The following is a 23864-nucleotide window of genomic DNA, read 5'->3' as shown; positions in this document are numbered from 1 at the left end:
ATTTTCGGGGACGGGTCGATGACGCGGGTTTGACAGATAATGCCGGTGGCGGGCTTTCGGTCGTGCCGGAAACCGCTATGGTGCCCGCCAGAAGAATGCTTGAGCCAAGGACGATGTAAGATGAGCGAGTCCGATCCACTGGTGGTTTTCACGCCCTCGGGCAAGCGCGGGCGCTTTCCGAAAGGCACGCCGGTGCTGACCGCGGCGCGGCAGTTGGGGGTCGACCTCGATTCGGTCTGCGGCGGGCGGGGGATCTGTTCGAAATGCCAGATCACGCCGGGCTATGGCGAGTTTTCCAAGCATGGCGTCACGGTGCGCGAAGGCGCGCTGTCGGACTGGAATGCGGTCGAGGAGCGCTATGACCAGAAGCGCGGGCTGAAGGCCGGGCGGCGGCTGGGCTGCCAGGCGCAGGTGATGGGCGACATCGTGATCGACGTGCCACCCGAGAGCCAGGTGCACAAGCAGGTGGTGCGCAAGGCGGCCTCGGCCCGGGTGATCCAGATGGACCCGGCGACGCGGCTCTACTTCGTCGAGGTGGACGAGCCGGACATGCACGAGCCCACGGGCGACCTGGAGCGGCTGGAGCGGGCGCTGCGCGAGCAGTGGGAAATCGAGGAGATCACCGCCGACCTGACGCTGCTGTCGAAGTTGCAGCCGGTGTTGCGCAAGGGCAAGTTCCGGGTGACGGTGGCGCTGCACAAATCGCACCTGGACCCGGTGCCGCGGGTGATCGAGGTCTGGCCGGGGCTGCATGAGGCGGGCCTGTACGGGCTGGCGATCGATCTTGGGTCCACCACGGTGGCGGCGCATCTGACCGATCTGGAGAGCGGCGAGGTGAAGGCGTCGTCGGGGATCATGAACCCGCAGATCCGGTTCGGCGAGGACCTGATGAGCCGGGTGAGCTATGCGATGATGAACCCCGGCGGGGACAAGGAAATGACCCGCGCGGTGCGCGAGGCGATCAACACGCTGGCCGAAGAGATTGCGAAAGAGGCGGAGATCGAGCCGCAGTTGATCGTCGAGACGGTCTTCGTGTGCAACCCGGTGATGCATCACCTGTTGCTGGGGATCGACCCGGTGGAGCTGGGGCAGGCGCCGTTCGCGCTGGCCACGTCCGACAGCATGGCGCTGGAGGCGCGCGAGCTGGAGCTGAGCGCGATCAACACGCGGGCCCGGGTTTATGTGCTGCCCTGCATCGCGGGACATGTGGGTGCGGATTGTGCCGCCGTTGCCCTGAGCGAGGAGCCGGGGAAGTCCGAGGACCTTGCGTTGATCGTGGACGTGGGCACCAATGCCGAGATCCTGCTGGGGGACAAGAGCCGGGTTCTGGCCTGTTCGTCGCCCACCGGCCCGGCCTTCGAAGGCGCGCAGATTTCCAGCGGGCAGCGGGCCGCGCCCGGCGCGATCGAGGCCATACGGATCGACCCCGAGACGAAAGAGCCGCGCTTTCGCGTAATCGGATCGGACAAGTGGTCCGACGAAGAGGGCTTTGCCGAGGAGGTGGGGCCGGGCGGTATTACCGGCATCTGCGGCTCGGGCATCATCGAGGCGGTGGCGGAATTGCGCATGGCGGGGCTGATGGATGAAAGCGGGCTGATCGGCTCGGCCGAGGCGACCGGGACGGCGCGGATGGTGCCGGAAGGGCGGACGCATTCCTACCTGGTGCATGACGCGACCGCCGAGGGCGGGCCGCGCATCACCGTGACGCAGGGCGATATTCGGGCGATCCAGCTGGCGAAATCCGCGCTTTACGCGGGCGCGCGGCTGTTGATGGACCAGCGCGGCGTGGACAAGGTGGACCGCGTGGTGCTGGCCGGGGCGTTCGGCGCGCATATCAGCGCCAAGCACGCGATGGTGTTGGGGATGATACCGGATGTGCCGCTGGACAAGGTCACGAGCGCGGGCAACGCGGCGGGCACGGGCGCGCGCATCGCGCTGTGCAACGTGGGCGCGCGGCGCGAGATCGAGCGGGTGGTGCGCGAGATCACCAAGGTCGAGACCGCGATCGAACCCAAGTTCCAGGAGCATTTCGTCGCCGCCAACGCCATTCCACACAAGACCGATCCGTTCCCGGAACTGGCCAAGGTGGCGCCGCTGCCGAACCCGTCCTTCAACACCGGGGGCGACCAGGAGGGTGGCCGCCGCAGGCGGCGGCGGGGCTGACCGACGTCCCGAGAAAGCGATTGCGCGGCGCGGGGCGATTGCGCAGAATACAAGGCGCCCGGGCCTAGATCCGGGCGTTCCGAGCCTGCCCGAGCCCCGAGTGGCGCAACCGATTGAATGCCTGCCATGACCCTTCGTTTCAAAGCGCTTTCCCTGTCCCTCGCCTCGGCGGCCGCCCTGCCGGCCCTTGCCTGTCCCGGGCCGGAGGATCTGAAGAAAGGCGTTGTCTTCGAGACCCAGGACGGCACGGTCGAGACGCATCGGCAGCTGGCCACCGACGTGATCGTGATCCAGACGGAGTTCGCCGACGGATCGGGGTCGATCCTGGAGACCAGGCACGGGCTTTACCTGGCAAGTTCGGTGCCCATCGAGGACGGTGTGGTACGGGTGGCAGAGAAGGAGATCTTCGCCAGCTATGACGAGCTCGACAAGTGGCAGGAGCCGAAGCCCGATGCCGATTGGAGCAATGACAGCACCGGCGGGGGTACCGCAACGTCGGGCCCCATGCAGACGATCAAGCTGGGGCCGTGCGCCTATCCGGCGTTCGAGATCGACATGAGCTTCAACGACGACCCGAGCTATACCGAGCGCTATCACTACCTGCCGGAAATGGGTGTGGGCTTGCTGGTGTCGAGTTCCTCGAGCGGCGACGAGGAGGTCTACACCTATACCGATGTGCGCGTGGCGGATTAGGTCCCGGGGCGGGCCAGAATCTCTCTTGACCGGGTGGATGGCGAGGCATATCTGAGCCAGATGCGCAGGCGGGTATGATGTAATGGTAGCCTGTCAGCTTCCCAAGCTGAACGCGCGGGTTCGATTCCCGCTACCCGCTCCAACGCGTTTCCAGTCACGATTGAAACCAAGGAATGGCGTCCCGTCAGCGGGTGGCCGTGTTCGCGTTCGGTGCGGGATCGACGGCGGTGGCATGGCCGCCATCTATCGTCAGGAACATGCCGGCAGACATCAGGAACGCCGCCAGAAGCACGATCTCGGCAAAGGGCAGGCCGGACAGCAGGCCCTGGCCCCAGACCCGGCGCGCCTTGCGATGGGCGCGGCACTTGTGCACGGGGGACTCGTGACGCGGGTCGGAAAAGGGCGACGAAGGATCGTCGTGACGGGAGTTGGCAGACTGGTTCATGGTAGATGCGGTTGTGCGTTTCAATGAAGACAGGAGTATGGAAAACCTGCCATCTTGTTGCCGATATAGGGTGATTTGCCCGATAAAGTCAGGCAATTTGCGGAAACACTGTGTTGCGGTGTGAACGCACCCCACGCAGCGGCGGGACGAGGCAGGAAGATACATGAGCTTTACGGTAGCGATTGACGGGCCGGCGGCGGCGGGCAAGGGCACGGTGGCGCGGGCGGTGGCCGCGCGCTTTGGCTTTGCGCATTTAGACACGGGGCTGTTGTACCGCGCGACCGGGCGGCGGACGCTGGACGGCACCGAGCCGGTCGAGGCCGCGCGGGCGCTTTTGGCCGCGGACCTCGAGGCGGACGACCTGCGCACGGCGGAAGTCGCCCAGGCCGCCAGCCGGGTTGCCGCGGTGCCCGAGGTCCGTGCGGCGCTGGTGGAGTTCCAGCGGGCTTTCGCGGCGCGGTCGGGCGGTGCGGTTCTGGACGGGCGCGACATCGGGACGGTGATCTGTCCCGATGCCGAGGTGAAGCTGTTCGTGACGGCGAGCGACGATGTGCGCGCCCAGCGGCGGCTGGACGAGCTGCTGTCCAAGGGGGCCGAGACGGATTACGACACCGTGCTGGCGGAGTTGCGCCAGCGCGACGAGCGCGACAGTGCGCGGGCCACCGCGCCGCTTTTGCCGGCGGCCGACGCGGTGTTGCTGGACACCACGACCCTGACCATCGAGGGCGCCGTGGAGGCCGCCTGCGCCGAGGTCGCGCGGGTGCGCGACGGAACGTGACCGCGCGGATCACCTTTCACCGCGGAGGCGGGTGGATGGACAGGTTCCGGGCCTACCGGCTGAGCGTGACGGGCGAGGAGGTCGGGCACATCAAGCGCAGCAGCCAGTTGATAGTCGAGGTGGAGCCCACGCAGCATATGCTGCGGGCCACGATTGACTGGTGTGGCAGCAACATACTTTACGTGGACCTGTCGGAGGGCGGCGAGCTGCATGTGGAGGTGTCGAACCCCCACGGGCCCTTCAAGGGGCAAGGCGTGATGCGTCGGGCGCCGGGCGAATATCTTCGGCTGCGGCTGCTGGAGGGGGCTTTCGGGCTCGAAACCCCTTGATTGTCATGGCCGAGCGGGCTATAGCGCCCCTCGTCGACAAGGCGGAACCGCCGCAGAGCATTGAGAGCGAGCAGGGTCGGGAATACCGGCCCTCTTTGTTTTGCGTTTCTATGGTGGCCCGTCTGACCAACGAAACCTTGAAGACCGGCGGAGACAACCGCGCGGCCGGACACAACGAAACGTTAGGATTGAAACGCCACATGGCTCAAAACGCATCGATGGAGGAATTCGAGGCCCTCCTTAATGAAAGCCTCGAAATGGACACCCCCCAAGAGGGAACGGTTGTCAAAGGCAAGGTCATCGCGGTTGAAGCGGGACAAGCCATCATCGACGTCGGCTACAAGATGGAAGGCCGCGTCGAGCTCAAGGAATTCGCAAATCCCGGTGAAGCGCCCGAAATCGAAGTGGGCGACGAGGTCGAGGTGTTCCTGCGTTCGGCAGAGAACGCCCGCGGCGAAGCCGTCATTTCCCGTGAAATGGCCCGCCGCGAGGAAGCCTGGGACCGCCTGGAGAAAGCATACGCGGACGACGCCCGTGTCGAAGGCGCGATCTTTGGCCGTGTCAAAGGCGGCTTTACCGTCGATCTGGGCGGCGCCGTGGCCTTCCTGCCCGGCTCTCAGGTCGATGTGCGCCCCGTGCGCGACGCCGGCCCGCTGATGGGTCTGAAGCAGCCCTTCCAGATCCTGAAAATGGACCGCCGCCGTGGCAACATCGTTGTCAGCCGTCGCGCCATCCTAGAAGAGAGCCGCGCCGAGCAGCGCGCCGAAGTCATCGGCAACCTTTCCGAAGGTCAGGCCGTGGACGGCGTGGTCAAGAACATCACCGAATACGGGGCCTTCGTGGACCTGGGCGGTGTCGACGGCCTGCTGCACGTGACCGACATGGCGTGGCGTCGTGTGAACCACCCCTCGGAGATCCTGAACATCGGCGAGACCGTCAAGGTCCAGGTGATCAAGATCAACAAGGAAACCCACCGCATCAGCCTGGGCATGAAACAGCTGCAGGACGATCCGTGGGATCTGGTCGCTGCCAAGTACCCGCTGGAATCGGTGCATACCGGCCGTGTGACGAACATCACCGACTACGGTGCGTTCGTCGAGCTGGAGCCCGGTGTCGAGGGCCTGGTGCACGTCAGCGAGATGTCGTGGACCAAGAAGAACGTCCATCCCGGCAAGATCGTGTCCACGTCCCAGGAGGTCGAGGTCATGGTGCTGGAGATCGACCAGGCGAAGCGCCGCGTGTCTCTGGGTCTCAAGCAGACCATGCGCAACCCGTGGGAAGTGTTCGCGGAAACCCATCCCGAGGGCACCGAGGTCGAGGGCGAGGTCAAGAACATCACCGAGTTCGGCCTGTTCATCGGTCTCGATGGCGACATCGACGGCATGGTTCACCTGTCGGACCTCAGCTGGGACGAGCGCGGCGAAGACGCGATCCAGAGCTACAAGAAGGGCGATGTGGTCAAGGCCGTCGTCTCGGAAGTGGACGTGGAGAAAGAGCGCATTTCGCTGTCGATCAAGAACCTGGGCGGCGACAAGTTCGCCGAGGCCGTGGGCGGCGTGAAGCGCGGCTCGATCATCACCGTCGAGGTCACCTCGATCGAGGATGGCGGCATCGAGGTGGAATACGAGGGCATGAAATCCTTCATCCGCCGCTCCGACCTGTCGCGTGACCGTTCCGAGCAGCGCCCCGAGCGTTTCTCGGTCGGTGACAAGGTCGACGTGCGCGTGACCAACGTGGACAGCAAGACCCGCCGTCTGGGCCTGTCGATCAAGGCACGCGAAATCGCGGAAGAGAAAGAAGCCGTGCAACAGTATGGCAGCTCGGATTCGGGCGCCTCGCTGGGCGACATCCTTGGCGCCGCGCTGAAAGGCGACGACGACAAGTAAGCCGGATACGGTTTGCAGATTTGAAAGGCCCCGCGGAGACGTGGGGCCTTTTTCTTTTTTGGCACTGGCGGCGCGTTGCCGGGGCGGTGCAGCCTCTTGGGATCAATTTGACCCATAATATGCTTTGCGCGACGCTGACTGTAGCAGAAGCGTGTCACGATAGGCGACCTGCAGGCGGATGGTGGCAATGAACTCTGATCTTGAGACTTGGTATTCCGGCCTTTCGGAAGGCCAGCGCGTCATCGCGCAGCAACTGAGAATTCTGATACACGATCAGGAGGCGCAAATGCGAGAACAGATAAAATGGGGGCGGCCCTGTTTCACGCTGAGATCGCTGGTTTGTTATATCCAGACGGCGAAAGGGCATGTCGCGCTTGGGTTTGGACGCGGGGCGGAACTATGCGATCCTCTGAAATTGTTGAAAGGACATGGTCGCCAGATGCGGCATGTGAAGATACCGATTGCCGGGCATGTGGATCGTGAAGGTCTTGTTGGGCTCATCCAAGCCGCGATCGAACTGGATAGAAACAAGCTGTAGCAGGACAGGCGTGTGTCGCCGCCAGGGACGATATCCAAGGGCCTATGACAAGCTACGAATCATGTGCTTGGTGTTTGTGAGCCCACGTTGATTGAGCCCAGAAATGTCTGCACTCTGAGTGGTCAAAGAGGATCAGCAAGCCGAAGTCCGCGCTTTTTCCCCGCGAATTTCCGAGTTCATCCGGTAGGTTGCAGTTTCTAATTGCGCTTTTTCTATCTATAGTCGTTAAAGTCGATACGCTGCGCGAACAAAGAACAACGCCGGGGGGAACCGATGATCAGGTCGGAACTAATACAGAAGATCGCCGACGAGAATCCACACCTGTACCAGCGCGATGTCGAGCGCATCGTGAACACCATCTTCAACGAGATCACCAATGCCATGGCCGAGGGCAACCGTGTCGAGTTGCGCGGATTCGGGGCGTTTTCCGTCAAGAAGCGCGACGCGCGCACCGGCCGCAACCCGCGCACCGGAGAATCGGTGCAGGTCGAGGAAAAGCACGTGCCGTTCTTCAAGGCCGGCAAGCTGTTGCGTGAACGACTGAACGGGAAATCCTGATGCGCTATATCCGCTATGCTTCGATCGCCATTTTCGCGGTGGCGCTTATCCTGATCGCGCTGGCCAACCGGCAGGTGGTCGAGGTTCAGATCCTTCCCGGCGAACTGGCCGGCATAGCGGCCCTGAACCCGTCGTATCAGATTCCGCTCTTCATCGTGATGTTCGGCGGGATCTTGGCGGGGCTGGTGATCGGGTTCATCTGGGAGTGGATCCGCGAGGCCAAGGAGCGCGCGGCGGCCGCCCGGCAGGCGCGCGAGATGGCGGCATTGCGGGCCGAGGTGCGCCGGCTGAAAGGCGAGCGCAACAAGGACCAGGACGAGGTGCTTGCGCTTCTGGACGAGGCCAGCTAACCGGCGGCGTCATGGCGCAGGACATTCGGATCAAGATGTGCGGGCTGACCCGGCCCGAGGACATCCCTGCCGCGGTGGCGGCGGGGGCGGCTTACGTCGGGTTCGTTTTCTTCCCGAAATCGCCGCGCTACGTGACGCCCGAACTGGCGCGCGAGATGGCGCTGGCGGTGCCGCCCGGCGTGGCCAAGGTGGCGCTGGTGGTGGACGCGGACGATTCGCTGCTGGACGCGCTGACCGAGGTGGTGCCGCTGGACATGCTGCAGTTGCACGGGTCCGAAACCCCCGAGCGTGTGGCCGAGATCAAGGCCCGCTATGGCCTGCCGGTGATGAAAGCCGTGGGCGTGCGCGAGGCCGGCGACCTTGCGGCCATCGACCGATACGCGGCGGTGGCGGACCAGATCCTGCTGGACGCCAAGCCGCCGAAGGACGCGACCCGCCCGGGTGGCAATGCCGAGAGCTTTGACTGGAGCCTGATTGCGGGACGCGAGTGGTCCGTGCCGTGGATGCTGGCCGGCGGGCTGACGGTGGAGAACGTGGCCGAGGCGATCCGGGTGGCGGGCGCGCGGCAGCTTGATCTGTCGTCGGCGCTGGAAAGCGCGCCGGGGGTGAAGGACCACGGCAGGATGCGCGCCTTCGCCGACGCGGCGCGGGCATGATCCGGTTTCGTGAGGCGGACGAGGCGGATGTTGCCGCCGTTGTGGCGCTTCTGGCCGATGACGTGCTGGGGCAGGGGCGGGAAGGGGCCGATCCCGCGCTCTACGAGGCCGCCTTTGCGCGGATACGCGACGAGGCCGCCAACCACCTGATCGTGGGCGAGGACGACGCGGGCCGGATCGTCGCCACCTACCAGATCACCTTTATCACCGGGCTGTCGCTGCGGGCCGCGCGGCGGGCGCAGGTGGAAAGCGTGCGCGTGGCCGGGCATGTGCGCGGGGAGGGCGTGGGCGAGGCGATGTTCGAGGACGTCAAGGCGCGGGCCAGGGCGGCGGGGTGCTCGCTGGTGCAGCTGACGATGAACGCGGGCCGGAAAGACGCCAGCCGGTTCTACGAGCGGATCGGTTTCGTCGCGTCGCATACCGGCTTCAAGATGGCACTTGATTGACGCATCGCGCCGCTTTGCCCAAGCTGGAGCAAAGGAGAGATGCATGACCCGCCAGGATCTGGATGACGTGTACGGAGCCAGGACGCCCGAGGAATCGCGGGCGATCTATGACAAGTGGTCGACCGGCTATGATGCCGATTGCCTGAGCCGGGGGTTCCGCCTGCCCGGGTTGGGCGCTGGGTTGCTGGGCCGGTACTTGGGTGACGCAGAGCGGCCTGTGCTGGACGCGTGCTGTGGCACCGGGCTGGTGGGCGAGACGCTGCGGCTGATGGGGTATGGCCGGATCGTGGGCTGCGACCTGTCGCCGGAGATGCTGGCCTACGCCGCCAGGACGGGTGCCTACGAGCGGCTGGAGGTGGCGGACACCGGCGCCGGGTTGCCGTTCGGGGATGACGGCTTCGCCGGCTTCGTCTGCGTCGGGGCGTTCGGGCCGGGCCACGCGCCGCCGGTCACGCTGGAACATCTGGCGCGGGTGACCAGGCCCGGTGGCATCGGGGTCTTCAACCTGCTGGATGCGACCTTCGAGGAGCAGGGGTTTCCGCCGGTTCTGGACAAGCTCGCGGCGTCGGGCACGTGGGAGGTGATCCATACCACGCCGCCCTTCCGACCCTTCCTGCTGGCCGAGCCGGAATTGCTGAGCACGGGCTATGTCGTGCGGCTGAGGTGAGGCTCCAAGAATATTCGTACGAATATTCTCGGGGCGGCGTGTCGCACAGGAATGCGCTGGAAAACGGCGGGCCCGTGCCCTATTGAGACGCTAAAGCGTTTCGCGATAAACCTGACTCACAGCTTACCCGCGAAACGCAGCACAACAGTCAATCGTTGCACGCGTTTCGCCTTTCGCTGACGGCTCAGGTAAAAGGCGAAACGCTTGAGCAAACAGGGATGATGACCATGAACGATCTCTTCAACTCCTTCATGACCGGCCCCGACGAGAAGGGGCGTTTCGGAGAATTCGGCGGGCGCTTCGTGTCCGAGACGCTGATGCCGCTGATCCTGGAACTGGAAGAGCAGTACGAGAACGCCAAGACCGACCAGAGCTTCTGGGACGAGATGGATTTCCTGTGGAAGCATTACGTGGGCCGGCCAAGCCCGATGTACCATGCGGAAGGGCTGACCGAGCGGCTGGGCGGCGCCAAGATCTACATGAAGCGCGACGAGCTGAACCACACCGGTGCGCACAAGATCAACAACGTGCTGGGGCAGATCCTGCTGGCGCGGCGCATGGGCAAGACCCGCATCATCGCCGAGACCGGAGCGGGGCAGCATGGTGTGGCGACGGCGACGGTCTGTGCCAAATTCGGGTTGAAATGCGTGGTCTACATGGGCGCGCATGACGTCGAACGTCAGCGGCCCAACGTGTTCCGCATGAAGCTCTTGGGCGCCGAGGTGATCCCGGTGACCAGCGGTCGCGGCACGCTGAAGGACGCGATGAACGACGCGCTGCGCGACTGGGTGACCAACGTGCGCGACACGTTCTACTGCATCGGCACGGTGGCGGGGCCGCACCCTTATCCGGCGATGGTGCGCGACTTTCAGTCGATCATCGGCAAGGAGGCCAAGGAACAGCTGCAGGAGGCCGAGGGCCGTCTGCCCGACACGATCATCGCGGCCATCGGCGGCGGGTCGAATGCGATGGGACTGTTTTATCCGTTCCTCGACGACAAGGAGGTGAACATCATCGGCGTCGAGGCCGGCGGCAAGGGCGTGAACGAGAAGATGGAGCATTGCGCGTCACTGACCGGCGGGCGGCCCGGGGTGCTGCATGGCAACCGGACCTACCTGTTGCAGGACGATGACGGGCAGATCCTTGAAGGTTACTCGATTTCGGCGGGGCTGGATTATCCGGGCATCGGACCCGAGCATTCGTGGCTGCACGAGATCGGGCGCGCGAAATACGTGTCGATCACCGACAAGGAAGCGCTGGAAGCGTTCAAGCTGTGCTGCGAGGCCGAAGGGATCATCCCGGCGCTGGAGCCGTGCCACGCGCTGGCGCACGTGATGAAGATCGCGCCCGACCTGCCCAAGGACCATATCCTGTGCATGAACATGTGCGGACGCGGCGACAAGGACATTTTCACCGTGGCACGGCACCTCGGGTTCGATATGGCCGAGGGCGACTGAATCGCCGCCCATCCGGTTCGGGCGTGAGCGCGATCAGTCGTCGGGCTTGTCTTCTTCTTCCTCTGCGTCGTGGTCGCCGTCGTCCGGCGTGGGCCGACCCTCGCCGCTGTCGTCGTTCTTGCGGTCGTCTTCGGTTCGGTCATCGTCGTCATCGCCCCGATCGTCGCGGTCGTTGTCGTCGTTTCCGCTAAGCGAATCGTCGAAGAGAAAGCCGGCCGAGTTGATTTTCAGGTCGTCCGACGGGATATCGCGGTCGGGACCCGCGACAGCGGTGTCATCGGCCATGGCCGCACTGGAAAGCAGGAGAGCGGTGGCGGAGAAAGCAATTAATCGTCGCATGCGAACCTCCTTCGCTTACTGGTACTTGCGCGTCGACGGGCGCTTTACAATTGACTTGAGATAGCGCCGCACGGACGCACTGCAAGCAAACGACAGAAGGGGCGCGCGGTTCCGGCGAGAGAACGCCACATCTTGCGCCTGCTCATGACGCGGCTCAACGGAAAACGCGCCGGGCGATGAGGCCCGGCGCGCCAATCCGGTGTCGTGCGGATTGATAATCCGCCTCTCCCTACACCAGCGAGTAGTAGTAGATCACGACGGGCACGGTCGCCTCGTCGCTGGCGTTCTGCGTGTCGCTGGCGCTGGTGTCGTTGCTGTCCGAGGCATCGGCGCTGTCGTTGGTCATGTCCTTGCTTTCGGACGTGCCTGCGGTCATGTCGAGTGCCTTGGTTCCGGCACCGCGGTATTCCTGCGGCGACAGGGAGCCGGAGCCGTCGGCGTCCATCGCGTCAAAGCGCTTTTGCAGGGCCTTGTCGCTCCAGTCCTTGTCGATCTCGCTTTCATATTCGGCCTGGGTGATGATGCCGTTGCCGTCACCGTCATACATCTTGAAGCGGTCGACGGCGGTCTTGGCGAATTCCTCGGCATCGTCGGTGTCGGTGGACACGGCCGATTTCATGTCGCTGTCGTCGGTGCGCCACGCCTTGTTCGTCAGCTTCTGGTATTCCTCGACGCTGAGTTCGGTCTTGTCGCCGGTGCCCAGGTCGGACCAATCGGTCTTGTCGTTCCCGGCTTGGGCCTGGGTATAGGCGTCGCGGTAGCTCTGTTCGGCCTTGCCGATGCAGTTGACCATTTCCTCGCGGTCGACCGAGCCGTCCTTGTTGAGGTCGAGCGCCGCGAATTCGGCGTCGCGCGCGTCCTTGATCTCCTGCTCGCTCATGAAGCCGTCCTTGTTCTTGTCGGCGGGCATGAAGGCAGTTTCGCAGAAGGCGGGCATGTCGGTCTCGCCCTCGCTCTGCTGGGCCAGCGCGGGAGCGGCTGTGACCAGCGCGGCGGATGTCAGGATCGTTGTCGTCAGGGTCTTCATGTTCGTGTCTCCTTTCGCGTTTACAAACGGTCGGGATGACGGGTGTGGCGTCACTCCTCCGGGTTTGACGTCCCGGTGGAAGAACGTGCCGTTGCGGTGTGAGTTCCTGATTTTCCCTGCAACGCCGGGCCGGCTTTGGCGGACCCCGGCCAAACAAGGGGCCGCATACGGGGCCCTGAATGCGCATTTGGAGAAGGGTGAACGAGCCTCAGGATGTCGCGTCGGAGGCGTGTTGTTTCAGCACGTCGATCGGCACGATATCGAGTGCGCGGGCGTGGGTGGCCTCCAGCCGCACCTTGGGCGCGCAGCCCTCGTCATGCGCCTGAAGGAAGCGCCCGGCGCAGAGGCACCAGTGGTCGCCGGGTTTCAGCCCGTCGAAACCGAACTCCGGGCGCGGCGTGGACAGGTCGTTGCCGACATATTTGGAATAGGCGAGAAATTCGGCGGTCATCAGGGCGCAGACCGTGTGGCTGCCCTGGTCGGCGGCGCAGGTGTTGCAATGGCCGTCACGGAAAAAGCCGGTCATGGGCGTGGTCGAGCAGCTTTCGAGCTTGCCGCCCAGCACGTTGACGGAAGTGTCCATTTCGATTGCCATGCGATGCTCCTTGGGTCCCGGGTGGGCATATGGTGCACATCAGGCGACGTGGGTGCAAGGGCAGCGCCGTGCTAGAGCGCGTCCGCGATCTGCCGGAACATAGCGATATTGGCATCATTTACGCCGGGCTCGCGGAAGGCGCGATCGGCGGCGGTGGTGACGATGACCACATCGCGCCCCTGGTCGATATAGATGTACTGGCCGTAGATGCCGCGGGCCATGAACTGTCCGGGCTCTGCGCCTTGGGGGATCCACCACTGGTAGCCATAGCCGATCTGGCCCGGCTCGGTCGGGGCGCTGGGCGTCGTGGAGGCCGCGATCCAGTCGGCGGGGACGACCTGACGGCCGCCCAGTTGTCCGTTCTGTTCGATCATCAGGCCGAAACGGGCGTAGTCGCGGGTGGTCAGGTTGAGACCGCCGAGGACGAAGGCCACGCCCTCGCCGTCGGTGATGTAGTAGGGCGCGGTCTCGAGCCCCAGGGGCGCGATGATCTTTTCCGACAGCAGCGCGGGGATGTCGCGGCCCGTCGCGCCGCGGATGATCATGCCCAGGACATGGGTGTCGATGGAAACGTAGTGCCAACGCTTGCCGGGCTCCGCGTCCCGCTCGGTGAGGCCAGCGGCGAAGCCGTCCATCGTGCCGCCCAGGGCCAGCACGCGGCCCATGCGATTGATGTCGGAATCGTAGTCAAGGTAGTCCTCGTCGAACTGCACGCCGCTGGTCATTTGCAGAACGTTGCGGATGGTGGCCCCGTCATAGGCGCTGCCGCTCAGCCTCGGCGCGTATTGCGTTACAGGATCGTTGAGCGAGGCGATATCGCCCTCGGCCAAGACAATGCCCATCAGCGCGGAAAGAAAGGACTTGGCCACGGACCAGCTGATGCGGCGGTCGTCGGGTGTCGTGCCCAGGTGATAGCTTTCGTGGACGACCTCGCCATGGTGCAGGACCAGCAGCGAGGTGACGGCGCGCGTCTCGATCCAGTCGTCGGTGCCGTCGGGAAGGGTCATCGGGGCGCCGCCTGGCAGCGGCATGACGGGGCGGTCGCCGCGCGGCACGGGCGTGTGCAGGAAGGCCCCGTCCATGTTGGAGAAATTCCCGACGATATGCTCGGGCTCGAAGAGGCTGTTGACCGCCATGAGGCGGGTGATCTCGTCGCGCTTCCAGATACCGATGCCGATGGCGACGATGGCCAGAACTGCAACGATCCGAAGCGTCCATTTCAGGATGCGGCGCATGATGTGATCCTCCCCGTGGGGCAGCAAAGCACCGGGGGCGCGGTGCGGCAAGTGGAACGCGGCGTTAGCGGAACTTGTCCATGAGCTTTTGCAGCGGGCTGCGGTCTTCGGTTTCCGGGGACGCGGGCGGCGCGTCCGGCTTTGCGGCCGGTTTCGCGTCAGGTTGCTGTTCGGCCGCGGGTTTCGGCGCGGTTTTCGAGGAACGGGCGGGCGCGGTGCGCAGCGAGACGGCGTTGAGAAACTTGTCGCTATGGCCCGCGGCCAGTTCGGGCGCGCCATCGGACAGGCCGCGCAGCAGATCGTCCAGCCAGTCACCATCGGCCTTGGCGAAATCCTGAAGCACGTAATGCGACACCAGGTCCTTGCGGCCCGGATGGCCGATGCCGAGGCGGACGCGGCCATAGGCCTCGCCGATATGGGCGTGGATGGAGCGCAACCCGTTGTGACCGGCGTGGCCGCCGCCCTGCTTGACGCGGCATTTGCCGGGGGCGAGGTCGAGCTCGTCGTGGAAAACGATGACGTCCGACGGCTGCAGCTTGTAAAAGCGCATGGCCTCGCCGACCGATTGCCCGGACTTGTTCATGAAGGTTTCGGGCTTGAGCAGCAGAACCTTTTCGGAGCCGAGCTTGCCTTCGGTCAGTTGGCCCTGGAACTTGGCCCGCCAGGGCGCGAAGCCATGATCGGCGGCGATGCGGTCCAGCGCCATGAAGCCGATGTTGTGGCGGTTCTTCTCATATTTTCCGCCCGGATTGCCGAGGCCCACGAAAAGCAGCATTGCCGATCACCTGTTCTTTGGTGAGGATGGTCTACGCGGCGCGCTGCGCTGAATCAACACACGACCGGCAGGGACAGGCGGGGCAGGATGGGTGAATACGCGGTCAACGGGGTCACGCTGGTGGTGCCCGACGACATGCTGAACGAACGGGTGGCGGGCAAGCTGGAGACCGGCACCTACGAGGCGCACGAGGCGCACGCGGCACAAATGCGGCTGCGCGAAGGGATGCGCGTGCTGGAGCTGGGCGCGGGCGTGGGGTACATCGCGTCGATCTGCGCGGGCGTCGCGGGCGCCGCGAACGTGGTGACGGTGGAGGCCAACCCGGCGATGCTGCCGGTCATTCGCGCCAACCTTGATCGCAATGGGTATCAGGCGGCGCGGCTGATCCACGGGGCGGTGACCGGGGAGGGCGATGCGGAGGAGATCGCGTTCGATCCCAAGAAGGTGTTCTGGGCCGGGCGGATCGCGGACGACGAGGCGGACGCCGACAAGCTGGTGACGGTGCCTATGCTGCCGCTTTCGGGCCTGTTGCAGGAGCACCGGCCGCACTTGGTGATCATGGACGTGGAAGGGGCCGAGCGGCATCTGTTCGACGCGCCCTGGCCTGCGCATGTGCGGGCGGTGATGATGGAACTTCACCCCAACCAGTATCCCGACCGGGTGATCAAGCAGATCGTGGATTGCATGTCGGCCTCCGGCCTGACCTACGATCCGGGGCCATCGCGGGGGCGAATCCTGTGTTTTCGGCGTCTGCGGCACACATGAAAAACGCGAGGGCCGGGACCCTCGCGCTGGTGTTTTCGCAAACCGGGGGAAGAACTTAGTCTTCGCCGCCTTCCGCTTCTTCGACGCTGTCCGGGCCGGCCTCTTGCTCGGTTGCCGGAACCTCGTCGGCTGCGACGTCTTCGTCTTCGTCCTCGGCATCGGATTTCAGCGCCGACGGAGCCGCGATGTTGCAGATCACGAAGTCACGGTCGATCGTGGGTTTCGCGCCCTCGGGCAGCTGAACCTGGCTGATGGTGATCGTGTCGCCGATGTTTTCCATCAGGCTGAGGTCGACGGTGATGCTTTCGGGGATGTCGCCGGCGGTCACCACCAGCTCGATCTCGTTGCGGATCACGGTCAGAACGCCGGTTTTCAGCGCCTCGCACTCTTCCTCGTTGATGAACTCGACGGGGATGAAGAGGTTGATCTTGGTCGTGCGGCGCAGGCGCATCAGGTCGAAGTGAGTCGGCAGGTCCTTTACCACGTCGCGCTGGACGTCGCGGCAGATCACGCGGACATCGTCGTGGCCGTCAACCTTGAGGTTGAACAGGGTGGACTTGAACCGGCCCTGTTTCAGCCGCTTCAACAGGACGTTGAACGGAATGTTGACGGGCAGCGGTTCGACGTCGCCCCCGAATACGATCCCCGGAACCATGCCATCGCGGCGTGCAGCACGAGCGGCGCCCTTGCCCGTCCCCGTGCGTTCCTGGGCGTGAAGATCAGGAATTTCTCCAGCCATTTGTAATTCTCCATATGCAAAGGCGGGGCTCCTCCAAGGCTGTAGCCCCGCGTGAAGCCGTCGCTTTAGAGGATTAAGGGCGGCTTGAAAAGCCCAAATATGCAAGGTTTTGCGGGATTCCGGGGATCAGGTGCGCGCGGTCTCGGCGGGTGGCGTCACGCGGCCCCAGGAGACGCCTTCGAGCAGCGACGGGTCGAGCCGGTCGCCATGCAGGACGCTGACATCGCCGGTGGCTTCCATGACCACGGCGCGCACCTGGTCGGGCTGAAGCGCGTTGGCCTCGCGCAGCTTGGCGCGGATATCCGCGCGGGTGACGCGGGCGAGGCGCAGGTTGTCGTCGAGGATGCGGCCCTCGTGCATCAGGATTATGGGGCGCGTGTCCACCAGGTGTTCCACGGCGCGATAATGCACGCGCAGGGCCGAGATGGCGAAGCGGAGGGCGAAGAGCGCGGCCAGTGCGAGGATGCCTGGAAGAAACCGGCTGGAGGTGGTCATCAGCGTGGCAACGACCGAGCCGCTGGCCAGTGTCAGCGCGAAGTCGAAGCTGGACATCTTGGAGAAGGAGCGCAGGCCGTTGACGCGGGCGAGCAGGATGATGACGGCGACCGCCACGACGGTCTGAAAGACGGTATCGGGCATGTCACGGCTCCTGCGCTTGCATGACAGGCGAACGCAGGGGGTGGGGCGATGTTCCCCGCCTATTGCCAGTCGCCGGAAAAATCCTTTGGAACCATCAGGATATCTCGGTCGACCTTGGTGATGTCGGTGTGGCCGCAAAACGCCATGGAAACATCAAGCTCCTTGTGGATGCACTGGAGCGCCTTGGTCACACCCTCTTGCCCCATGGCACCGAGGCCATAGACATAGGCGCGGCCTATGTAAGTGCCCTTGGCGCCGAGGGCGACGGCCTTGAGCACGTCCTGGCCCGAGCGGATGCCGCTGTCGAAATGGACCTCGATCCTGTCGCCCACGGCGTCCATGATTTGGGGCAGGGCGCGGATGGCGGAAAGCGCGCCGTCGAGTTGCCGGCCGCCGTGGTTGGACACGACGATGGCGTCGGCGCCGACGTTCAGCGCCTCGCGGGCATCGCGGGGGTCGATGATGCCCTTGATGATGAGCGGGCCGTCCCACATCTTGCGGAACTCGCGGATGCGGTCCCAGTTGAGCGCTTCGTCGAACGCCTCGGCGGTCCAGGAACTGAGCGACGAGGGATCCGAGACGCCCTTGGCATGGCCGACGATGTTGCCGAAGAACCGCCGCTTGGTGCCCAGCATCCCGAGGCCCCACTGCACCTTGGTCATCATGTCGGCAATGGACTTAACGGTCAGTTTAGGCGGCGCGCTGAGACCGTTCTTGAGGTCCTTGTGGCGCTGGCCCAGCACTTGAAGGTCGACGGTGATGACCGCCGCCGAGCAGTTGGCGGCCTTGGCGCGGTCGAAGAGCCGCTGCATAAAATCGTTATCTTTCAAGGTGTAAACCTGAAACCAGAACGGCTTTTGCGTGTGGGCCGCGACGTCCTCGATCGAGCAGATCGACATGGTCGAGAGCGTGTAGGGCACGCCGAATGCCTCGGCGGCGCGTGCGGCCTTGATCTCGCCGTCGGCGTGCTGCATCCCCGTCAGGCCCACGGGGGCGAGGGCCACGGGCATCGAGACGTCCTGACCGATCATTCGGGTCGCCGTCGAGCGGTTCGACATGTCCACCGCTATGCGTTGACGCAGGTATATGTCACTGAAATCGCTGGTGTTCTCGCGGAAGGTCTGTTCCGTCCAGCTGCCCGACTCCGCGTAGTCGTAGAACATCTTGGGCACGCGGCGGCGGTAGATCTTTTTCAGGTCGTCGATGTTGGTGATGACGGGCATGGCGGACGTCTCGGGCTTTGGTCAGGTTTGTTGACCAGTAGCCGGGATCGGCGCCCGAGTCCATGCGACCGGGTGACGACATAGCGGATGGCCGGAAAACGACAGGGGATGTCGGGGATCGGCATTTGTCGCGGCGAGAACGCTTCCAGCATGGAACGAACCCTGTTGACCCCGGAGGCCCGATGACCCTGACCGTCGCTGCGACCCAGATGCGCTGTAGCTGGGATATGGAAGACAACCTTAACAAGGCCGAGCGTCTGATCCGCGAAGCCGCCGCGCAGGGGGCGCAGGTGATCCTGCCGCAGGAAAACGTGGGGCTGCACTTCTTCGGCTTCATGGACTGGAAGCCCGAGCATTTCAGGCTGGCGCAGGGATTGGACGGCCCCATCGTGCGCCACATGCAGACACTGGCGCGTGATCTGGGCGTGGTGATCCCCGTCAACTTCTTCGAGAAGGCGAACAACGCCTATTTCAACACCAACGCGATGATCGACGCCGATGGCGCGGTTCTGGGGGTCTACCGCAAGACGCACATCCCCGGCGGGCCGCCGGGGTGCTTCGAGAAGATATACACGAGCTATGGCGATACCGGGTTCCAGGTGTTCCAGACCGCCCATGGCAAGGTGGGCGCGGCGATCTGCTGGGACCAGTGGTTCCCGGAATCGGCCCGGGTCATGGCGTTGAAGGGCGCTGATATCCTGCTCTATCCCACAGCGATCGGGTCGGATTGCCATGACCACTGGGAAACCGTGATGCGCGGCCATGCGGGCGCCAACCTGACGCCGCTGGTGGCCGCGAACCGGGTCGGACGCGAGGCGGGCGAACTGGGTGAGACCGAATTCTGGGGCCGGTCGTTCATTGCCGGGCCGAAAGGCGAGGTCCGGAAGAAGGCCGACGACAGCTCGGAGATGGTTATCGTGGAAAGCTTCGACCTGGAGGAAATCGCGCAAATGCGCGCCGGGTGGGGCGTGTTCCGCGACCGGAGGCCCGATGCCTATGGTCCACTTCTGACGATGGACGGGGCGCGGCCGGCGCTTTAGGCCGAGTGCGCGCCGTCGGCGAGGCCCTTGACGAAGTCGAGCACTTGCGCGGGGCTGTCGCCGTCGGCCAGCTTGCCGACGATGGCGGAACCGACGACGCAGCCATCGGCCACGGATGCGATCTCGCGGCTGCTTTCGGGCGTGCGGATGCCGAAGCCCACGACGATGGGCAGGTCGGTCTGCGACTTGATGCGTTTCACCTCGGGGCCGACATCGGCCGCCTCGGCCGCCGCCGCGCCGGTGATGCCGGTGATCGAGACGTAGTAGACGAAGCCCGAGGTGTTGGTCAGCACCTTGGGCAGGCGCTTGTCATCGGTGGTGGGGGTGGCGAGGCGGATGAAGTTCAGCCCGGCCTTCTGCGCGGGAATGCACAGTTCGTCGTCTTCCTCGGGCGGCAGGTCCACCACGATCAGCCCGTCGATGCCGGCCTCTTTGGCGTCTTTCAGAAAGGTCTCGACCCCGCGATTGTAGATCGGGTTGTAGTAGCCCATCAGCACGATGGGCGTGGTGTCGTCGCCCTTGCGGAATTCGGCGGCCATGTCGAGCGTGCGTTGCAGGGTCATCCCGCCTTCGAGCGCGCGCTGGCCCGCCAGCTGGATCGTGGGGCCGTCGGCCATGGGGTCGGTGAAGGGCAGGCCCAGTTCGATGATGTCGACACCGGCGGCGGGCAGGCCCTTGACCACCTCGAGCGAGGTGTCGAAATCGGGGTCGCCGGCCATGACATAGGCCACGAAGGCCTTCTTGTTCGCGTTGCGCAGGTCTTCGAATTTGGCGTCGATGCGTGTCATGTCGCGGTCCCGTCCTGATGTTCCGGCATGGTTTGGCGAATGCGGCGCGGAAATGCAATGGGATGTGCGGGTGGGACGCGCAGGATTCGAGTATTTGAGGCAAGAAAAAGCGGGGGCGTTGCGCTGGGCGCGGCTTGGGCATAGAAGGCGCCGGAACGAGGCAAAGAGGTGCATCATGGGCTTCAAGATGGGAATCGTGGGGCTGCCCAACGTGGGCAAGTCTACGCTGTTCAACGCGCTGACCCGGACGGCGGCGGCGCAGGCGGCGAATTTTCCGTTCTGCACGATCGAGCCCAATGTGGGCGAGGTGGCGGTGCCCGACGCGCGGCTGGACAAGCTGGCGGCGATTGCGCAGTCCAAGCAAATCATTCCGACGCGCATGACGTTCGTGGATATCGCGGGCCTTGTGAAGGGGGCCAGCAAGGGCGAGGGCTTGGGCAACCAGTTTCTGGCCAACATCCGCGAGACGGATGCGATTGCCCATGTGCTGCGCTGTTTCGAGGATGGCGACGTGACCCATGTCGAGGGCCGCGTGAACCCGGTGGAGGACGCCGAGGTGATCGAGACAGAGCTGATGCTGGCCGATATGGAAAGCATCGAGAAGCGGCGCGCGGGGCTGGTGCGCAAGCTGAAGGGCAATGACAAGGAAGCGGTGCAGGCCGACCGTCTGCTGGCCGCGGCGCAGGCCATGCTGGACGAGGGCAAGCCCGCGCGGCTGGTCGAGGTGGATGCCGAGGATATGAAGGCGTGGAAGAACCTGCAACTGCTGACCTCGAAGCCGATCCTGTATGTGTGCAACGTCGACGAGGCGAACGCGGCGAATGGCAACGATCATTCCGCCGCCGTGGCGAAGATGGCCGAGGAACAGGGCGCGGCGCATGTGATCATCTCGGCCCAGATCGAGGAAGAGATCAGCCAGCTGGATGCCGAGGAAGCCGAGATGTTCCTTGAGGAAATGGGACTGGAGGAGGCGGGCCTCGACCGGCTGATCCGGGCGGGTTACGACCTTCTGCATCTCGAGACCTATTTCACCGTCGGCCCCAAGGAAGCGCGGGCGTGGACGATCCGCACCGGCACCGCGGCGCCGCAGGCGGCGGGGGTCATCCATGGCGATTTCGAGAAAGGCTTCATCCGGGCCGAAACGATCGCCTACGAGGATTTCGTCGGGCTGGGCGGCGAGCAGGCGGCGAAGGAAGCCGGCAAGATGCGCGCCGAGGGCAAGGGGTATATCGTCAAGGACGGCGACGTGCTGCACTTTCTGTTCAACACGTAAGAGGCCGCGTTCGCCCCCCGGTCAAGGATCCTGAGGGCGTAGCCGGACTAGCCGGCTTTGCGCGTCGCGTCACTGTCCGCCGTTTCGCCGAACCCCGTGGGCACGGTCATGTCGGACAATCCGGCCGCGCGCCTTTGCAATGCCCGCCCGATGACAACACGGCTGATTTCCGTGGTGCCGTCGACGATCCGCAACATCTGTGCAAGACGCGACAGACGGTCCAGGCCGTAAGGTTGCAGCAACCCCGCCCCCCCGAGAACCTGGGTGCAGGTGTTCGCTGCTTTCAACGCGGCATCGGGCACAAAGCGTTTCGCATGAGCGGCCATCAACGGGCCTTCCGATGTGCCAAGCGCCTCGGCGGCCTTGCGATAGAGCAGCCTGGACACCTCAAGATCGGTCGCGACCTCGCCCAGCATCCACTGGATGCCCTCCAGATCGAGTGTCTTTCCGCCAAACATCCTGCGGTTCTTCGAATAGGACAGGGCAGTATCGAGCGCGGCCTGCATCAAGCCACAGCAGCCGGATGCAATCGAGACCCTGGCGATGTCGATGGCCATCAGGGACCCCTGAAAGCCCTGACCGATGGGCAGGATGATGTTGTCCTCGCTGACCACGACCTTCTCGAGATACATCTCGGACATGGGCAGGAAGTTGTAGGATGGCGTGTCGTAGATCGGGCCAAAGCTGATCCCCGGTGCGTCGGCGGGAATGGCGATCATCGCCATGTCCTTGTGGCCGGGTGCATCGCTGGTTTTGACAACGGTGAAGTAGATGTCGGCCTCACCCGCCAAGCTGACCCATGCCTTCGATCCACTGATCGTCCACGTGCCGTCATCGTTGATCGTGGCGCGGGTGTACATCTGCATCGGGTCCGACCCCGACTGCGGCTCGGTCAAAGCGAAGTTCGCCAGCTTGCGCCCCGATGTCAGGTCGCGCGCCCACTGGTCTTTGAACGCCTGCGTGCCGTAGCCGCATCCCGCATAGGTGCAGATGTTGTGCATGGAGAGCGCAAAAGCATAGGCCCCGTCGCCCAGGCCAAGCTGTTCGTAGACCTGGATGCCCTCGGACAGGGGCAAGCCCTGGCCGCCCCATTCCTCGGGGGCGAAGAGGCCCGTCAGGCCGGCGGCCCCCGCCTTGTCGGAGGCGTCGCGCGGCCATTTCCGGGCGGTGTTCCAACCGTCGACATTGGGCGCGATGACCCCGGTGGCGTGATCGTGGGCGGCGGCAAGGATGGCATCCAGTTTCTCGGACATCAGAGCGGTCCCTTCAAGGCGGCGCACTGTCGGATTTCGCCAACCGTAAGAAGGCGAGTGTCAGGCGACCCGGACGTGCTTTGCAGGTTTAAATTCTATTTCCAAATGCAAAGTAGCGATCTCAGCGGCGACACGCCATATCGTGAGGTGACAGCCTGTTGTCCGAAAGTGACAAAACTATGGATTGAACATTTGTGCGCGTCGATACGCGCTGGGGGATTTGCCAGTCCACCGTCGAAAGGCCTTGTGGAAACTCGCCGCCGATGAATACCCGACGTCCTGAGCAATGGCCTCGACACTGCGATTGCCGGCCTGAAGGTGCCGGATCGCAATATCTCGGCGCAGCGCGTCCTTGATCGACTGAAACGACGTGCCGTCCGCCCGAAGCCTGCGGATCAGGGTGCGCGGCGTCACGTGCAGGGCGCGCGCCGCCCCGGAGAGGCTCGCATTCTCCCACCCTGTCTTGCCGAGATAGGCGCGCACGCGCAGGGACTGGGTATGTTCGCTGGAGCGTGTGAAGATCCAGTCGCGGGGCGCATTGCGCAAGAAGACCTCAAGATCGGTGGCGGTGCGTATTTGAACCGGCCCCAGCGCCTTTTGATCGAAGACCAGGGATGTCGCCGGCCTGCCGAAGCCTGCCTGCGCGGGGAATATGACGGCATAGTCCTCTTCGAACGGGGGGCGCTGAAACGCGAACTCCACCGCTTTGACCGGGACTTCGTATCGGGCAAGCCAGGATATCAGGCCGTGGGCCAGTTTGAGGATCAGCATGTGGCCGAACCGCTGTGGCGGCGTGTCGCCTTGCGGCACAAGCCGCAGCGTGAGCATGGCATCCGTTTCCACGAGGTCGAGCCGGTAGTCGTCCAGCAGCAGGTTCCAGAAGGTCGAGAACCGATAGAGCGCAGAGGCCAGGGACGTCGCCTCGCGCACGGATGTCAGCAGGTGTTGCAAGGCCCGCGGCCGGATGGGGCGCGACCACAGCCCCATCATCTCGTCCCCGGTTTCCACCGCGGCCAGTTGATACAGGCGGACGATCTGATCCAGCGTGACCCGGCCCTTTCGCTCGTGGTGGCGTGCCGGCAGGTCGGACCGCTCGAGAAGGGACGCGAAGTGATCCTCGGAGCACAGGGGCCGCAATGCGCCCAGCCAGTCAGAGATGAACTGATTGGAAACCGTAAAAAAGAGAGGGGAGGCAGCACTGGACATT

At 64.4% G+C, this 23864-nt stretch carries 27 protein-coding genes and 1 tRNA gene; 16 read left to right on the top strand and 12 right to left on the bottom strand.

The genetic code is table 11. The features are described from left to right. Positions 1-120 precede the first annotated feature (120 nt). From FIU85_RS07700 to FIU85_RS07690, 3 genes are all read left to right on the top strand, one after another. The gene (locus tag FIU85_RS07700) at positions 121-2163 is read left to right on the top strand and encodes an ASKHA domain-containing protein (protein WP_152496466.1); all 2043 of its coding nucleotides are present in this window, start codon (positions 121-123) and stop codon (positions 2161-2163) included. Positions 2164-2289: 126 nt separating this feature from the next. Next, positions 2290-2856 (top strand): hypothetical protein, encoded by a 567-nt coding sequence (locus FIU85_RS07695; RefSeq protein WP_152491292.1) that lies wholly within the window; start codon positions 2290-2292, stop codon positions 2854-2856. 68 nt (positions 2857-2924) lie between these two features. Next, positions 2925-2998, top strand: a tRNA-Gly gene (locus FIU85_RS07690). Between the two features lie 42 nt (positions 2999-3040). Here FIU85_RS07690 and FIU85_RS07685 read toward each other — a convergent pair. After that, positions 3041-3301 (bottom strand): hypothetical protein, encoded by a 261-nt coding sequence (locus FIU85_RS07685; protein WP_152496465.1) that lies wholly within the window; start codon positions 3299-3301, stop codon positions 3041-3043. A 163-nt stretch (positions 3302-3464) separates the two neighbouring features. On the opposite strand from FIU85_RS07685, the gene cmk reads away from it, so the two are divergent. The 10 genes from cmk (at position 3465) to trpB (ending at position 10966) form a co-directional block, all read left to right on the top strand. Then, the gene (gene cmk / locus FIU85_RS07680; protein WP_152491294.1) at positions 3465-4079 is read left to right on the top strand and encodes a (d)CMP kinase; all 615 of its coding nucleotides are present in this window, start codon (positions 3465-3467) and stop codon (positions 4077-4079) included. A gap of 35 nt (positions 4080-4114) precedes the next feature. After that, on the top strand, positions 4115-4408 hold the full coding sequence (locus tag FIU85_RS07675) for a hypothetical protein (protein ID WP_152496464.1): 294 nt from the start codon (positions 4115-4117) through the stop codon (positions 4406-4408). Between the two features lie 200 nt (positions 4409-4608). Then, positions 4609-6294, top strand: coding sequence for a 30S ribosomal protein S1 (gene rpsA / locus FIU85_RS07670; RefSeq protein ID WP_152491296.1), 1686 nt, complete (start codon positions 4609-4611; stop codon positions 6292-6294). Positions 6295-6481: 187 nt separating this feature from the next. Beyond that, positions 6482-6832, top strand: a complete 351-nt coding sequence (locus FIU85_RS07665; RefSeq protein WP_172978821.1) for a DUF1801 domain-containing protein — start codon at positions 6482-6484, stop codon at positions 6830-6832. Positions 6833-7105: 273 nt separating this feature from the next. Beyond that, positions 7106-7390: an integration host factor subunit beta gene (gene ihfB / locus FIU85_RS07660; RefSeq protein ID WP_057792171.1), complete on the top strand. Its 285-nt coding sequence runs from the start codon at positions 7106-7108 to the stop codon at positions 7388-7390. Beyond that, positions 7390-7740, top strand: a complete 351-nt coding sequence (locus tag FIU85_RS07655) for a lipopolysaccharide assembly protein LapA domain-containing protein (RefSeq protein WP_152496462.1) — start codon at positions 7390-7392, stop codon at positions 7738-7740. The genes ihfB and FIU85_RS07655 overlap by 1 nt, the downstream gene beginning before the upstream one ends. Before the next feature lie 11 nt (positions 7741-7751). After that, a complete protein-coding gene (locus FIU85_RS07650) occupies positions 7752-8396 on the top strand; it encodes a phosphoribosylanthranilate isomerase (RefSeq protein WP_152496461.1) in 645 nt (214 codons plus the stop codon). Beyond that, positions 8393-8842 carry a GNAT family N-acetyltransferase gene (locus FIU85_RS07645; RefSeq protein ID WP_152496460.1) on the top strand — a complete coding sequence of 150 codons (450 nt, stop codon included), beginning with the start codon at positions 8393-8395 and terminating at the stop codon, positions 8840-8842. The genes FIU85_RS07650 and FIU85_RS07645 overlap by 4 nt, the downstream gene beginning before the upstream one ends. Positions 8843-8885: 43 nt before the next feature. After that, entirely contained in the window at positions 8886-9509 is a 624-nt protein-coding gene (locus tag FIU85_RS07640) for a class I SAM-dependent methyltransferase (protein ID WP_152496459.1), read from the top strand. Positions 9510-9736: 227 nt separating this feature from the next. After that, a complete protein-coding gene (gene trpB / locus FIU85_RS07635) occupies positions 9737-10966 on the top strand; it encodes a tryptophan synthase subunit beta (RefSeq protein WP_152496458.1) in 1230 nt (409 codons plus the stop codon). 33 nt (positions 10967-10999) lie between these two features. On the opposite strand, the gene FIU85_RS07630 is transcribed toward trpB, so the two are convergent. From FIU85_RS07630 to pth, 5 genes are all read right to left on the bottom strand, one after another. Next, positions 11000-11305 carry a hypothetical protein gene (locus FIU85_RS07630; protein ID WP_152496457.1) on the bottom strand — a complete coding sequence of 102 codons (306 nt, stop codon included), beginning with the start codon at positions 11303-11305 and terminating at the stop codon, positions 11000-11002. A 229-nt stretch (positions 11306-11534) separates the two neighbouring features. Beyond that, positions 11535-12332 (bottom strand): EF-hand domain-containing protein, encoded by a 798-nt coding sequence (locus tag FIU85_RS07625; RefSeq protein ID WP_152496456.1) that lies wholly within the window; start codon positions 12330-12332, stop codon positions 11535-11537. A gap of 208 nt (positions 12333-12540) precedes the next feature. Beyond that, entirely contained in the window at positions 12541-12927 is a 387-nt protein-coding gene (locus FIU85_RS07620; RefSeq protein WP_152491305.1) for a DUF2237 family protein, read from the bottom strand. A 71-nt stretch (positions 12928-12998) separates the two neighbouring features. Beyond that, complete coding sequence (locus FIU85_RS07615) at positions 12999-14162, bottom strand: serine hydrolase (protein WP_152496455.1); 1164 nt, start codon at positions 14160-14162, stop codon at positions 12999-13001. Positions 14163-14226: 64 nt separating this feature from the next. Further along, entirely contained in the window at positions 14227-14937 is a 711-nt protein-coding gene (gene pth, locus FIU85_RS07610; RefSeq protein WP_152496454.1) for an aminoacyl-tRNA hydrolase, read from the bottom strand. A gap of 87 nt (positions 14938-15024) precedes the next feature. Between pth and FIU85_RS07605 the strand changes: the two genes are divergently transcribed. Continuing rightward, a complete protein-coding gene (locus FIU85_RS07605; protein ID WP_152491308.1) occupies positions 15025-15702 on the top strand; it encodes an FkbM family methyltransferase in 678 nt (225 codons plus the stop codon). A gap of 55 nt (positions 15703-15757) precedes the next feature. On the opposite strand, the gene FIU85_RS07600 is transcribed toward FIU85_RS07605, so the two are convergent. From FIU85_RS07600 to FIU85_RS07590, 3 genes are all read right to left on the bottom strand, one after another. Further along, a complete protein-coding gene (locus tag FIU85_RS07600) occupies positions 15758-16441 on the bottom strand; it encodes a 50S ribosomal protein L25/general stress protein Ctc (protein ID WP_152491309.1) in 684 nt (227 codons plus the stop codon). A 126-nt stretch (positions 16442-16567) separates the two neighbouring features. Beyond that, on the bottom strand, positions 16568-17080 hold the full coding sequence (locus tag FIU85_RS07595; RefSeq protein ID WP_152496453.1) for a DUF421 domain-containing protein: 513 nt from the start codon (positions 17078-17080) through the stop codon (positions 16568-16570). A 59-nt stretch (positions 17081-17139) separates the two neighbouring features. Next, positions 17140-18303 carry an alpha-hydroxy acid oxidase gene (locus tag FIU85_RS07590; RefSeq protein ID WP_152496452.1) on the bottom strand — a complete coding sequence of 388 codons (1164 nt, stop codon included), beginning with the start codon at positions 18301-18303 and terminating at the stop codon, positions 17140-17142. A gap of 182 nt (positions 18304-18485) precedes the next feature. On the opposite strand from FIU85_RS07590, the gene FIU85_RS07585 reads away from it, so the two are divergent. Continuing rightward, the gene (locus tag FIU85_RS07585) at positions 18486-19343 is read left to right on the top strand and encodes a carbon-nitrogen hydrolase (protein WP_152496451.1); all 858 of its coding nucleotides are present in this window, start codon (positions 18486-18488) and stop codon (positions 19341-19343) included. Here the strand turns inward: FIU85_RS07585 and trpA are convergent. Further along, on the bottom strand, positions 19340-20131 hold the full coding sequence (gene trpA, locus FIU85_RS07580; protein ID WP_152491313.1) for a tryptophan synthase subunit alpha: 792 nt from the start codon (positions 20129-20131) through the stop codon (positions 19340-19342). The genes FIU85_RS07585 and trpA overlap by 4 nt on opposite strands. A 175-nt stretch (positions 20132-20306) precedes the next feature. On the opposite strand from trpA, the gene ychF reads away from it, so the two are divergent. Then, complete coding sequence (gene ychF / locus FIU85_RS07575) at positions 20307-21404, top strand: redox-regulated ATPase YchF (RefSeq protein ID WP_152496450.1); 1098 nt, start codon at positions 20307-20309, stop codon at positions 21402-21404. A 47-nt stretch (positions 21405-21451) separates the two neighbouring features. On the opposite strand, the gene FIU85_RS07570 is transcribed toward ychF, so the two are convergent. Further along, the gene (locus FIU85_RS07570; RefSeq protein WP_152496449.1) at positions 21452-22657 is read right to left on the bottom strand and encodes an acyl-CoA dehydrogenase family protein; all 1206 of its coding nucleotides are present in this window, start codon (positions 22655-22657) and stop codon (positions 21452-21454) included. Between the two features lie 177 nt (positions 22658-22834). Further along, positions 22835-23863: an AraC family transcriptional regulator gene (locus tag FIU85_RS07565; RefSeq protein WP_152496448.1), complete on the bottom strand. Its 1029-nt coding sequence runs from the start codon at positions 23861-23863 to the stop codon at positions 22835-22837. Position 23864: the final 1 nt, after the last annotated feature.

It is taken from the genome of Roseovarius sp. THAF8 (assembly GCF_009363735.1).
Taxonomy (GTDB): domain Bacteria; phylum Pseudomonadota; class Alphaproteobacteria; order Rhodobacterales; family Rhodobacteraceae; genus Roseovarius.
The sequence above is the reverse complement of the archived record's forward strand: the minus strand, read 5'-3'. Positions and strand labels throughout refer to the sequence as shown.

Bases quoted from the DNA above. Each gene is read 5' to 3' on its own strand.
- FIU85_RS07700 (WP_152496466.1), top strand. From the start codon at position 121: ATGAGCGAGTCCGATCCACTGGTGGTTTTCACGCCCTCGGGCAAGCGC.
- FIU85_RS07695 (WP_152491292.1), top strand. From the start codon at position 2,290: ATGACCCTTCGTTTCAAAGCGCTTTCCCTGTCCCTCGCCTCGGCGGCC.
- FIU85_RS07685 (WP_152496465.1), bottom strand. From the start codon at position 3,301: ATGAACCAGTCTGCCAACTCCCGTCACGACGATCCTTCGTCGCCCTTT.
- cmk (WP_152491294.1), top strand. From the start codon at position 3,465: ATGAGCTTTACGGTAGCGATTGACGGGCCGGCGGCGGCGGGCAAGGGC.
- FIU85_RS07675 (WP_152496464.1), top strand. From the start codon at position 4,115: ATGGACAGGTTCCGGGCCTACCGGCTGAGCGTGACGGGCGAGGAGGTC.
- rpsA (WP_152491296.1), top strand. From the start codon at position 4,609: ATGGCTCAAAACGCATCGATGGAGGAATTCGAGGCCCTCCTTAATGAA.
- FIU85_RS07665 (WP_172978821.1), top strand. From the start codon at position 6,482: ATGAACTCTGATCTTGAGACTTGGTATTCCGGCCTTTCGGAAGGCCAG.
- ihfB (WP_057792171.1), top strand. From the start codon at position 7,106: ATGATCAGGTCGGAACTAATACAGAAGATCGCCGACGAGAATCCACAC.
- FIU85_RS07655 (WP_152496462.1), top strand. From the start codon at position 7,390: ATGCGCTATATCCGCTATGCTTCGATCGCCATTTTCGCGGTGGCGCTT.
- FIU85_RS07650 (WP_152496461.1), top strand. From the start codon at position 7,752: ATGGCGCAGGACATTCGGATCAAGATGTGCGGGCTGACCCGGCCCGAG.
- FIU85_RS07645 (WP_152496460.1), top strand. From the start codon at position 8,393: ATGATCCGGTTTCGTGAGGCGGACGAGGCGGATGTTGCCGCCGTTGTG.
- FIU85_RS07640 (WP_152496459.1), top strand. From the start codon at position 8,886: ATGACCCGCCAGGATCTGGATGACGTGTACGGAGCCAGGACGCCCGAG.
- trpB (WP_152496458.1), top strand. From the start codon at position 9,737: ATGAACGATCTCTTCAACTCCTTCATGACCGGCCCCGACGAGAAGGGG.
- FIU85_RS07630 (WP_152496457.1), bottom strand. From the start codon at position 11,305: ATGCGACGATTAATTGCTTTCTCCGCCACCGCTCTCCTGCTTTCCAGT.
- FIU85_RS07625 (WP_152496456.1), bottom strand. From the start codon at position 12,332: ATGAAGACCCTGACGACAACGATCCTGACATCCGCCGCGCTGGTCACA.
- FIU85_RS07620 (WP_152491305.1), bottom strand. From the start codon at position 12,927: ATGGCAATCGAAATGGACACTTCCGTCAACGTGCTGGGCGGCAAGCTC.
- FIU85_RS07615 (WP_152496455.1), bottom strand. From the start codon at position 14,162: ATGCGCCGCATCCTGAAATGGACGCTTCGGATCGTTGCAGTTCTGGCC.
- pth (WP_152496454.1), bottom strand. From the start codon at position 14,937: ATGCTGCTTTTCGTGGGCCTCGGCAATCCGGGCGGAAAATATGAGAAG.
- FIU85_RS07605 (WP_152491308.1), top strand. From the start codon at position 15,025: ATGGGTGAATACGCGGTCAACGGGGTCACGCTGGTGGTGCCCGACGAC.
- FIU85_RS07600 (WP_152491309.1), bottom strand. From the start codon at position 16,441: ATGGCTGGAGAAATTCCTGATCTTCACGCCCAGGAACGCACGGGGACG.
- FIU85_RS07595 (WP_152496453.1), bottom strand. From the start codon at position 17,080: ATGCCCGATACCGTCTTTCAGACCGTCGTGGCGGTCGCCGTCATCATC.
- FIU85_RS07590 (WP_152496452.1), bottom strand. From the start codon at position 18,303: ATGCCCGTCATCACCAACATCGACGACCTGAAAAAGATCTACCGCCGC.
- FIU85_RS07585 (WP_152496451.1), top strand. From the start codon at position 18,486: ATGACCCTGACCGTCGCTGCGACCCAGATGCGCTGTAGCTGGGATATG.
- trpA (WP_152491313.1), bottom strand. From the start codon at position 20,131: ATGACACGCATCGACGCCAAATTCGAAGACCTGCGCAACGCGAACAAG.
- ychF (WP_152496450.1), top strand. From the start codon at position 20,307: ATGGGCTTCAAGATGGGAATCGTGGGGCTGCCCAACGTGGGCAAGTCT.
- FIU85_RS07570 (WP_152496449.1), bottom strand. From the start codon at position 22,657: ATGTCCGAGAAACTGGATGCCATCCTTGCCGCCGCCCACGATCACGCC.
- FIU85_RS07565 (WP_152496448.1), bottom strand. From the start codon at position 23,863: ATGTCCAGTGCTGCCTCCCCTCTCTTTTTTACGGTTTCCAATCAGTTC.